Here is an 11196-nt window from a genome sequence, read left to right on the forward strand (position 1 = left end):
CTCGTATTCACTTATGTTTTGACGATATTTTGTTTCGTGTTTTGGACACTCATGAGTTTGGGCCTATTCTGCATCCACACACGGGAAAATATGATGCAAGCGTTCAGCCGTCAGCGATCAGTAACCCCTGGTATTTTTCTGTTTTCGCTGAAAACTGAAGTCTGATAGCTGAATGCTTACAATATGATTGTTTGGCGTTAAAGGGTGAAAATTTCATCATTACTTATTGACGTGGACGGGGAAAAAGGGTATAACTTAACATAGTTATACGGAGCCGGATACATCAGTGATGAAAGAAAAACAACCAGCCCTCGTAAAATCAAGAGAAATCAAAGGGGTGATATGCCTTGCTCTGGCTCTCTTTCTGTCCCTTTGCCTGGCCTCTTATCACCCTCTGGATCCTTCTTTGACCCACTATGTAGCAGGGGATCAGCAGATTCATAACCTCGTAGGTTCTGTTGGATCCTACACTGCTGCTTCCCTCTTTAGACTGCTGGGTCTGGCTGCCTTTTTGCTGCCGATTATCTTCTTGATCATCTCTTTCAAATACTTTCTGGATAGTGATTTTAAGGTTGGAGCCGCAAACATTACCGGTCTCGCTGCTCTTATCCTTTCAACCTCCGGACTTTTAGTCTTAGTGCTGACGGATATTCATCTGTACGGCATAAGACTCCATGCAGGGGGACTCCTGGGAACTGTCTCCGCCCAGGTTGCCCATGCCTACCTCAACCTTGCCGGTGCCTATATTTTATTGATTCTTATTTTAATCATCTCCCTTATGGCGACAGTTAACCTATCCCTCGTATCCCTCGGCAGAGGGACAAAAAGAGTCGCCTCCATGGTATGGAGGGGAGGGAAAGAATTTATCGCTTTTGGCATCGAAAAGATTAAAGAGAGACAGGATACACTGCAAGAGGAAGACAGGATCTCTTTAAAAACACTTCCCGTAATGGGTGAAACGCCTCTGTCAAGAGAAAGCCGACAGAAAAGAGCGGAACGATCTCAGTTTGACTTTTTCCGGTCTGTCTTCAAACTACCACCGCTGACACTCCTCGATAAGGTGGAACATAGAGACACGAGGATGAAACGGGATAGCCTTACCATGAATTCCCGGATTCTCGAAAAGAAGTTATCCGATTTCGGTGTGGAGGGAAAGGTAGTAGGGGTTAAAGCGGGTCCCGTTATCACCATGTATGAGCTTGAGCCTGCACCAGGGGTGAAGATTAATAAGATCACCAATCTCTCCGACGATCTTGCCCTTGCCTTAAGGGCACCGAGCATAAGAATCATCGCCCCTGTACCGGGGGAGGCAGTCATCGGCATTGAGATACCTAATCATCAACGGGAATCTGTATATTTGAAAGATGTCCTCGATAATGAGGCGTTTCTCACATCCGAGTCCAAGCTTCCCATTGCCTTGGGCGTAGACATCTTAGGGGCTCCTGTAATTGCGGATCTTATCAGGATGCCCCATCTCCTGATTGCCGGTACGACCGGCTCAGGGAAAAGCGTCTCCCTTAATGCCATGATTTGCAGCATTCTCTTCAAGTCACCACCTGACGAAGTCAAATTCCTCATGATTGACCCCAAAAGGCTAGAACTGTCCGCGTATGAAGGGATACCTCATCTCCTTCACCCGGTGGTATTTGACCCTAAGAAAGCCGCTCTTGTTTTGAAGTGGGCGGTAGAGGAAATGGAGAGGCGGTATAGAATAATCAGTGAATGGGGAGTCAAAAGTATAGAAGGGTATAACATGGTGATCGGGAAGGAACTGGACGCAAGAGAGAAGCAGGTAGCTTTGGGAAAAGGAAAAACAGGGCCGGAAGACATTAACAATAGGCCTGATGTTATAGTTCCTGAGCCTGCTGATCTCTTTGATGACGGGAAACATCCTGAAAGAGATCAGCAACCCCCCGTCAAACTGCCCTATATCGTCATTGTTATTGATGAACTTGCCGATCTCATGATCGTGGCACAGAGGGATGTAGAGGAATCTCTTGCCCGTCTCGCCCAGATGGCCAGGGCTGCGGGGATCCATCTTATCTTAGCCACCCAAAGACCATCCGTTGATGTCATCACGGGTCTCATAAAGGCCAACTTTCCTACCCGGATTTCCTTTCAGGTCTCGTCAAAGGTAGATTCGCGGACCATCCTCGATCATCTTGGTGCGGAAAAGCTTCTCGGGGCCGGCGATATGCTCTTTATCCCCCCCGGTACGTCAAAGCTTACCCGTATCCACGGTGTCTATGTCTCAGACAGGGAGACTGAGAGGATCTGCGAATTTGTAAAAAAACAGGGCACGCCTGCTTACGACGAATCAATTATGGAATACAGGCCGTGGTCAATGGAAGGTGAGAAATCGGACGAGTTATTTGATGAGAAATATGACCAGGCCGTTGAGCTGGTGACTGATCTGGGACAGGCCTCGATCTCTCTGGTGCAGAGATACATGAAAATAGGTTATAACCGGGCTGCCCGGATCATCGAACGTATGGAAGCGGAAGGTATCGTCGGACCCTCTGATGGCGTGAAACCAAGGAAATTATTGGCCAGAAAACTACCCCGTTAGCTGTCAGCAATCAGCTTTTAGTTAACCTATATCCTGTAACCTATTGCCCATCGCCCATTTAAAAGATAGAAGAGTGCACATTGTAAGCCTCGGTTGTCCGAAGAATCTCGTTGATTCCGAGGTTATGGCCGCCCTTCTGTCAGAGAGCGGTTTTCAGATCATCCCCCGTGCAGATGAAGCCGAGATCATCGTGATCAATACCTGCGCCTTCATCCTGCCCGCAAAGGAGGAATCCATTGATGAGATCATCCGCATGGCCGAATGGAAGGGGGAGGGCAGGGGGGTCTGTACCCATTTAATTGTTACGGGCTGCCTCCCCCAGCGATACGGAAAGATCCTCGAGGCAGAACTGCCCGAGGTTGACCTTTTTCTCGGCACCGGTGAGGTTTCCCATATCGCCCGTCACATTGGAAGATTAAGCCTTGAAGGGTCTCCGATCTGCCGTTCTCTCATCGGGAAGCCCACCTTTCTGATGGATGCAGGCCATCCCCGCCTGATCCTAACACCATTCTACAGTGCTTATCTGAAGATAGCCGAAGGATGTTCCAACCATTGTTCGTATTGTGTAATTCCCTCCGTCCGGGGAAAAGCGAGAAGCAGGGAAGTGGATGACATCCTGACAGAGGCGGAACTCCTTGCCCGAAAGGGGGTTAAGGAGATCATCGTCACTGCCCAGGATACGACGGCCTACGGTAGAGACCTGAAGGGAAAGCCTACCCTGAGCGATCTCTTGAAAAAACTTGTTTCTTTAGAGGGCATCAGGTGGGTCCGGGTTCTCTACACATATCCGACCGGTCTTACCGGGGATATTCTTCAGACCATTGCCGAGGAGGAAAAGATCTGCAACTACCTTGACATACCTATACAGCACATTGACGATGGAATACTTACGGCCATGAACAGACGAGGGGGAAGTGAGCAGATCAGGAAGGCTATCATCGCCGCAAGGAACAATATCCCGGATGTAGCCCTGAGGACATCAATTATTGTAGGATTTCCTGGGGAAACACGGACGAAATTCAATAAACTATTAGCCTTTATCAAGGAGGCGAGATTTGATCATCTCGGTGTTTTTACCTATTCGAGAGAAGAAGGGACATCTGCCGCCTCTTTCACATCCCGGATATCGGAGAAGGAAAGAGAAACCCGCAGGCAACTCCTCATGGAAGGACAGGCGGGCATTTCCCGGGAAATCAATCACTCCCTGATAAATTCGCTTCAAGAGGTCCTGATCGAGGGTAAAAGCGCGAGCCCCCATTTTCCCTTTGTCGGAAGGTGTCGCCGACAGGCACCGGATATTGATGGGGTTACCTATGTGAAAGGGAAAGATCTGGCCCCAGGGGATATTGTGCATTGTAAGATCACCGCTGCCAGCGAATACGACCTCTTTGCTGAGAGTCTAAAGTGAAACATTTGCATTACTGCCTGCGGCATAGACGGCAGCTTACGCAGGCTGAAGCCTGCGGCTACCTTCAAATGAAATGTTTGACATTTTACGAGGGTTAAATTATATAGAGGCACTTTGACACTCTAAGGGGTTCCAACACCGTGCAGATACAGGATGTTTTTCGCCATTACGGAGACGATCTAAGGCGTGTGGAAGAATGCATGGAGAGGCATCTCCGCTCAGAGGTCGATCTTATCCCTGAAATCATTTATCATCTTCTCGGCAGCGGCGGCAAAAGGTTCAGGCCCCTTTTGCTACTGGCTGCCTCGGCGCTCTGTGGATACAGGGGAGAGCGGCGCTATTTCCTGTCTGCTATGATCGAGTTTATTCATACGGCAACCCTTCTCCACGATGACGTGATTGACCATGCCCAAACGAGACGGGGTAAGATTTCAGCAAACAATATCTGGGGTAACGCCGCCAGCGTTCTGGTAGGGGACTTTCTCTATTCTAAATCTTTCAAAATCATGACCGAAGATGGTAATATCCCCATCTTGAAACTTCTCTCTACAACGACTAACACCATGTCAGAAGGGGAAGTTTTCCAGCTGGTTAAAGCCGGTGATATCAATATTACCGAAAAGGAATATCTGTTCATCATTGAGAAGAAGACGTCCACACTCATTTCCGCCGCATGTGCCGTGGGAGGTATCCTGGGTAATGCATCGGATACGAAGATTGAGGCCTTAACACGGTTCGGCATGAGGATCGGCTCGGCCTTTCAGATAACTGATGACACCCTCGATTATATAGCAAACGAAGAGGAATTTGGAAAAGCTATTGGTAAGGATCTTGAAGAGGGAAAGATTACCCTTCCTCTCATCCACACCCTGAAAAGATGTTCCCCTGACGAGAGAGAGACAATTAAACAGGCCGTTCAACATAAAGGGCAGTCCAACAGTGATGTCGTTTCTCTCATCCATAAATATGATGGCATCAATCATGCTCTCAACAAAGCGAGGGCGTATATCGCCGAAGGGAAAAAGTTTCTTGCATGTTTTGAAGATTCTGAAGCAAAGACCTCACTGTTGACAATTTCAGATTACATTATTGAAAGAAGACTCTGAAAAAAACCTTTATATCACCTCACATTCCCTATAGGTTTCTCTGAGCATCTCCGGCAGCCCCTTTCTGTCCAGCTTCATGGCCAGGGGGAGATACTCGAGGACGTCCTGGGCCGTAATTCCGTCTTCTCCTTTATCTTGGGCGGCGAGGTCTCCTGAAAGTCCATGGATAAAGACACCCTTTCTCGCCGCATCTTCGATTGGTAAGCCAAGGCCAAACATGGCCGCAATGGTTCCTGTTAAGACATCGCCTGATCCTGCCGTTGCCATTCCTGGATTGCCACTGAGATTGATAAACACCCTTTCATCGGGGCAGCCTATCAGGGAATGGGCACCCTTCAGGACAATAACTGCATGCAGATCTCTGGCTGTATCCTGTAAAATGGCTATTTTATGCTTTTTGATCTCGTTTACACTTTTCCTTGTAATTCTCGACATCTCTCCCGGATGAGGGGTCAGAATGGTTGCTGCCTCCCTTTCTCTGATAATTTCAAGATCATCTGCCACGGCGGTAAGCCCGTCACCGTCAACGATGATCGGCTTATTGATCCCTTTGACCAGTTCCCGGACTAATTGCTGTGTCTCTTCTTCTAACGACAGACCGGGGCCGATAACTACCATATCCATCTTTTCTGAAAGGGCGAGTAAGGAGTCTCTGTTTCTTAGGGAGAGGCTTCCCGTCGGGGTTTCCTCTTGGGGAACGAAGACGATCTCCATTCCCTTCTGGGCGATAAATGATGTCATAGAACGGGGTACAGCAAGCCGGGCATATCCTCCACCAGCCTTGAGGAAAGATAGGGCGGCAAAGTATGGCGCGCCAAAGTAGTTCACCGCGCCGGCAATAAAGAGCACTTTCCCCACGGAGCCTTTATGGACGTCTCTTTCTCTCGGGGGAAGTTTCACAGGATCGTTGATCTCAACCTTGATCTCGTCGCGGCTGTAGAGTGAAGGGGGAAAGGAGATGTGGGTAACATACAGTTTTCCGCAGCATCCATACCCTGGATAGAGCATGTTCCCGATCTTTGGAAGACCGAAAGTAACCGTATAATCAGCCTGAACCGCAACACCCATTATCTCTCCCGTGTCGCCATGGACACCGGAGGGGATGTCAAGGCTGAGAATCTTTTTACCGCTTCCATTGATCAATTGAATCACTTCTCTGTAGAGGCCGCTAACCTCCCTCTCGAGGCCGGTACCAAAAATGGCATCTACAATTCCATGAGCGTGAAGGAGATCTATCTCCATAGTCTTGACAGACTCGATCCTCCTCACATCTACGGGGAGTTTTGTTAAGATATTCAGATTGGCCTTCGCTGCCCCTTTGAACTTACCCGGATCACCGAGGATGAATACCTTGACTATCCCGCCATTGGCGTGGATGTTCCGGGCCACGACAAAACCATCGCCACCGTTGTTGCCGATACCGCACAACACGACAAATCTTTTATCCTTTATCCCCATCTCTTTTGAGAGGACGAAGGATGAAGCCTGCCCGGCGTTTTCCATGAGGATCTCTTCTGAAATGTCCAGTTTTTCACTGGCGTATCTGTCCATCGCCCTCATCTCACTTACACTCGTAACCTTCATTTTCCACCCCCCTCTGTGTCTTTGTGCCTTTACCTTATCATCACGAATCTCTGTTCCTTATGGGGAACGTACCACTTGATGAAATTATATCCGATACCCAGTGGAGCCGGTTTGATGCCCCGGAAACGGGCATGAATAATGGGCAGGGCATCGGGGACATACAGGAAAGTGTAGGGTTGTTCCTCCGCCAGGATATCCTGTATCCTGTCGTAGCATTTTTTTCTCTCCTTCTGATCGAAGGTATCTCTCCCCCTTTCTAACAGGTCATCAACTTCTCTGTTTTTATAGGATATGAAATTTAATTCTTCCGGCCTTGTCTTGCTGGAATGCCATACATCGTAGAGGTCAGGATCGAGGGGTATCGTCCAGCCCAGGATGGTCGCCGCAAATCTCCTTTTGTTGATAAAATCGTTGATGAAGGCAGCCCATTCGAGGACCCTGATCTTTACCTTAATGCCTATCTCGGCAAGGCGTTTCTGAATAATTTCAGCACATTTTTGCCGGACATCGTTTCCCTGATTCGTGATAATCTCAAAAATAAAGGGCTTGCCATTTTTATCCAGAATGCCGTCACCATCAGTATCTTTCCAGCCCGCCTCCGCAAGTAGTTCCTTTGCTTTCCGAGGACTATACGGGTATGTCTTCACGTTAGGGTTATAGGGCCAGGTGCCGGGTTTAAACGGACCTGTAGCTACCTTACCGAGTCCCAGGAGGACGCCCTGAATAATCTCCTCTTTGTTTATCGCTGAGGCGATAGCCTGCCTCACACGTTTATCGGCAAACAAAGGATTCTTGATGTTGTATCCAAGGTAAGTATAGGAAAAGGAGAGGTAGCGATACTTATTGAAATTTTTACGGAACAGGTTGTTTTCTGTTTGCCTCATATACTGAAGTGGGGTCAATCCCATCCGGTCAATGCCGTTTGCACGCAATTCGAGGAACATGGTTGCCATATCCGGTATGATCCGCGTGATGTAACCATCTATATAAGGCCTTCCTTCAAAATAATCGGGGTTGGAGGCAAGGACAATCTTCTGGCCGGGGATCCATTCTTTGAAGATATACGGCCCCGTTCCTATGGGGTGTCGTGTAAGAGGACTCGTGGTGATGTCGCCTCCGGCAAGGAGATGTTTCGGTAAAATGGCAGCTCCCCAACTCATAAGGGCGGGGGCAAAGGGTTTGTCGTAGGTAACACGGAAGGTATAGGAATCGAGGACTTCGGCTTTCTTGACCTTGAGAAAATCGCCGGCATAGGGGGTAGGGGTCTTAGGATCGATCGTGACCTGGTAAGTATACAGGACATCATCGGCGGTGAATGGATGGCCATCATGCCATTTTACGTTCTTTCTCAGGTGGAAGGTGATCACCAGCCCGTTATGGGAAATATTCCATGATTCGGCCAGATCCCCAACAACATTCAGGTCTTTGTCGTATTTTACAAGGCCGTTGAAGACCATCGCCGCGATATCGTGGGAGGCACTGTCCGAGGCAAGAATGGGAATCATGTTGCTGGCATCGCCGATGGAACCCTCCACCATAATATCTCCATAGGCAGGGCCTGTATCTGATATGTTCCTGGGGGTATTTTCCTGTTCCCTCCCGCTACACCCCCATACGGCCATGGAGAGGATGATTATGAGAACCAGGATGATCCGCATAGGTGATTTCATAATAATTGAGTTAATTATCTTAAACATAGGGCTTTTGCAATTTTATTTTGATAACAGGATTCAAGGGGTCAAGGGGTCAAGGATTCAAGTGAAATGTTGAAAAACTACAAGGAATTGAAAGTTTGGTAGAAGTCTTATTAACTGAATCCTTGAATCCTCGAACCCTTTTTAGCAACTAAATCTGCTTTCTCCTTGACACCCATATACCACCCTCCTATACTCATCGTGGTAAAATCCAGAAGGACCATTTTTTATCCTTGTTTCCTGAGTATATCACCCATGATTAGTCGAAATAACCAGGAAAGTCACCAATCCGAGTCCAGTCCAGTCCGTGTTTATTTTATCCTCGCCACCGTGTGGGACATCTTGCGGAATGCGGTTAAAAATTACAGAAATAACGGAGATATGAACCAGGCCGCCGCTATTGCCCTCTACGCCATCCTCTCTATTATTCCCCTCTTCATTTTGACTATCGTGGTGGGAGGTCATATCTTTGGCTCTTACCCCAACATGCAAAATGAACTCGTTAAGGTAATCCGTGAATTTCACCCTTATTTTTCGGAGGCGTTGCTGACCCAGTTGGGGCGGGTAGAACAAAAAAAACAGCTTCTGGGTTGGATTGGAATCTTAAGCCTCGTCTGGCTTTCTACCATGATCTTCAGCGCCATAGAAACGGCTTTGAACAATACATTCCGAGCAAAAGCAGCCCGAAATTACTTTGTGTCCAAGTTGCTTGCGATCGCCATGATTCCGATGGGATGGGCCATCGGTATAGTCAGTGTCGGGATTACATATCTTGCCACAATCCTGGCCAAACAACCTGTTATGGTAAAGGGTGGTTATCTTTCCCTCGCTCATGGCACTTTATTTCGCTATATCCTTCCATACCTGCTCATCGTGGTGTTTGTTACCATTGTCTACAAAGTCGTTCCCAGGGGGAAAGTTGCCTTCGGTGGTGCGCTTTTAGGGGGCGCCATTTTTTCTGCATTGACAGAAATCGCTAAGCATTTCTTTACCTGGTATGTCTCTAATTATACCCGCTATCACGTGATCTTCGGTTCTCTGGAGACAGTGGTTGTCCTTGTCATCTGGGTCTTCTATGTAGCTGTAATTTTCCTCTTCTGCGCGGAACTTATCTCTTCTTGCCAGAAGAGAGATTTAGTTCTTCTTGAAAAGGCTTTCTTAAAGTCAGAGAAGAAGCTCACAAAAGTGGATGAGCGCATTTTCCTGAGATTCGGTTGCGTGTATCCCAAAGGTACCTATATCTTCAGAGAAGGGGATACCGATCAGGAAATGTATTATATTTTGAGGGGTAAAGTGCAGATGGAAAAAAAGGCCGGGCAGGTGAGGAAGTTGCTGGCCGAAATGGGGCCTGGCGAATATTTTGGTGAAATGGCGGCGCTGATTGATGCTCCTCGTACTGCATCCGCCCGGACGATGGAGGATAGTCAGGTAGCCGTCATTGATGGGAATACCTTTCGTAATATACTCAGGGAAAGCGAAGGGGTATCCCTTCATATGCTCAAGGAATTTTCAAATAGAATCAGGAAGACCAATGTATCTCTGGAGGAGATTACTCGATTGTGGATCAAGCTGGTGGTAATCCTCTATTTTCTAAAAAATTGGCCACTGAAGACCAAGCAAAACCCTCTTGATGAACTGGCCAGATTTACAGGAAAAGAACCAGGAGAGATTCGAGAGATATTAAATGGGCTCAGTAATCAAGGTGTCTTAATCATGGAGAACGGTAGTGTAACCAGATTTATCAAAGAAGAGGCATGGAATCTACTGGGTAGAGAGGTCCCTCTCGATACGTTAGATAGCTTAGAGATATAGAAAACTCTGGAAAACTGGGGAATTCGAGCATCTCAAAGCATTCTCTCGACCATTCTATTGCTCGCTTCACTCTGTGCCTAACGATAAAGCTAAGGGGCGCGGCGGCTTTTTGCCGCGTCCCTCTTGAGCGCCTTGTTAGCGGAATGATCTATCCCTTAATAATCTCAATCAATTTTTCAACGACTTGGAGCAATTTCTCTTTTTTGATCCTGCCCACCCGGTATAGGATAATGTGGCTGTCTGCGGTAAACAGTCGGCTGGGCCTTATGTTGCCTGGTTGTCTAAGGCTTCCTGACGCGAAATCCGTATCATCGATTGAGATGGCGTAGGTGTCCTTGATCGTTTTACTTGTTATTTGACATAGAATGGCGTCATTTCCTTCAAGTGGGGCGATGACAAGGGCCGGGCGGCGCTTGGATTGACTTAGGTCAGAGAAAGGAAAGGGTATGACAACGACATCGCCTTTTACAAATTTTGCCACGCTTCGTCCTCCTCAGGCTTCAGCCAGTCTTTGGATAGCGAGGATTCGCTCATTATGGCGATATCTAGTTTTTCGCGGACAATTTTCGCCTTTAGGAAATGGACAAAATCGAGCACTTCTGCCAGAAGAGGTTCAGGGACTTCTTCAATCTCGTTTATAAGTAATTCTTTTGTACTCATGGCGTCATACCTCGTCATTTAAATTCTCTGATTGATTCTTTCAAGCACATTACTTCTACGGGGCATTCCTTCCAATCATGCTCCCAACAGATGACCAGATCACATTGTTTCGGGTTATGTTTATGCAACCTGAAAAATGATGATCTAAACTCGAACTCGGCTCGGCAACTGTTCCAGGTTCCCTTGGTATTCTTTCTCCGTAGTAGCGCATCGGGAAAGCTGCTCCTAATGCCTTCGATCATAAACCCCAAGTCGTGACAAAGAGCTGCAAACAAAAGTATGACTCCTTGCTCGTTTATAGGTTCGTACATGAGTGTCCAAAACACGAAACAAAATATCGTCAAAACATAAGTGAATACGAGA

8 protein-coding genes are annotated in these 11196 nt (G+C 47.5%); 4 read left to right on the forward strand and 4 right to left on the reverse strand.

The features are described 5' to 3' along the window. The first annotated feature begins 289 nt into the window (after positions 1–289). The 3 genes from QMD03_09135 to QMD03_09145 all read left to right on the forward strand — a co-directional run bounded on the left by QMD03_09135 (position 290) and on the right by QMD03_09145 (position 5083). Positions 290–2569 (forward strand): DNA translocase FtsK 4TM domain-containing protein, encoded by a 2280-nt coding sequence (locus QMD03_09135; protein MDI6777375.1) that lies wholly within the window; start codon positions 290–292, stop codon positions 2567–2569. A 73-nt stretch (positions 2570–2642) separates the two neighbouring features. Next, positions 2643–3977, forward strand: coding sequence for a 30S ribosomal protein S12 methylthiotransferase RimO (gene rimO, locus QMD03_09140; protein ID MDI6777376.1), 1335 nt, complete (start codon positions 2643–2645; stop codon positions 3975–3977). 140 nt (positions 3978–4117) lie between these two features. Further along, positions 4118–5083 (forward strand): polyprenyl synthetase family protein, encoded by a 966-nt coding sequence (locus tag QMD03_09145; GenBank protein MDI6777377.1) that lies wholly within the window; start codon positions 4118–4120, stop codon positions 5081–5083. Between the two features lie 9 nt (positions 5084–5092). Here the strand turns inward: QMD03_09145 and QMD03_09150 are convergent, their stop codons facing one another. Together QMD03_09150 and QMD03_09155 are read right to left on the reverse strand one after the other, a co-directional pair. Beyond that, positions 5093–6667: an NAD(P)H-hydrate dehydratase gene (locus QMD03_09150; GenBank protein ID MDI6777378.1), complete on the reverse strand. Its 1575-nt coding sequence runs from the start codon at positions 6665–6667 to the stop codon at positions 5093–5095. A 29-nt stretch (positions 6668–6696) separates the two neighbouring features. Next, entirely contained in the window at positions 6697–8325 is a 1629-nt protein-coding gene (locus tag QMD03_09155; GenBank protein ID MDI6777379.1) for a peptide-binding protein, read from the reverse strand. Between the two features lie 291 nt (positions 8326–8616). On the opposite strand from QMD03_09155, the gene QMD03_09160 reads away from it, so the two are divergent. Further along, on the forward strand, positions 8617–10173 hold the full coding sequence (locus tag QMD03_09160; protein ID MDI6777380.1) for a YhjD/YihY/BrkB family envelope integrity protein: 1557 nt from the start codon (positions 8617–8619) through the stop codon (positions 10171–10173). 148 nt (positions 10174–10321) lie between these two features. Here the strand turns inward: QMD03_09160 and QMD03_09165 are convergent, their stop codons facing one another. Both QMD03_09165 and QMD03_09170 read right to left on the reverse strand, forming a co-directional pair. Then, on the reverse strand, positions 10322–10654 hold the full coding sequence (locus QMD03_09165) for a type II toxin-antitoxin system PemK/MazF family toxin (protein ID MDI6777381.1): 333 nt from the start codon (positions 10652–10654) through the stop codon (positions 10322–10324). Continuing rightward, on the reverse strand, positions 10639–10833 hold the full coding sequence (locus tag QMD03_09170) for a DUF2281 domain-containing protein (GenBank protein ID MDI6777382.1): 195 nt from the start codon (positions 10831–10833) through the stop codon (positions 10639–10641). Before QMD03_09170 ends, QMD03_09165 begins: the two co-directional genes overlap by 16 nt. Between the last annotated feature and the right edge of the window lie 363 nt (positions 10834–11196).

Source organism: Syntrophales bacterium, from assembly GCA_030018935.1.
Taxonomy (GTDB): Bacteria; Desulfobacterota; Syntrophia; order Syntrophales; family CG2-30-49-12; genus CG2-30-49-12.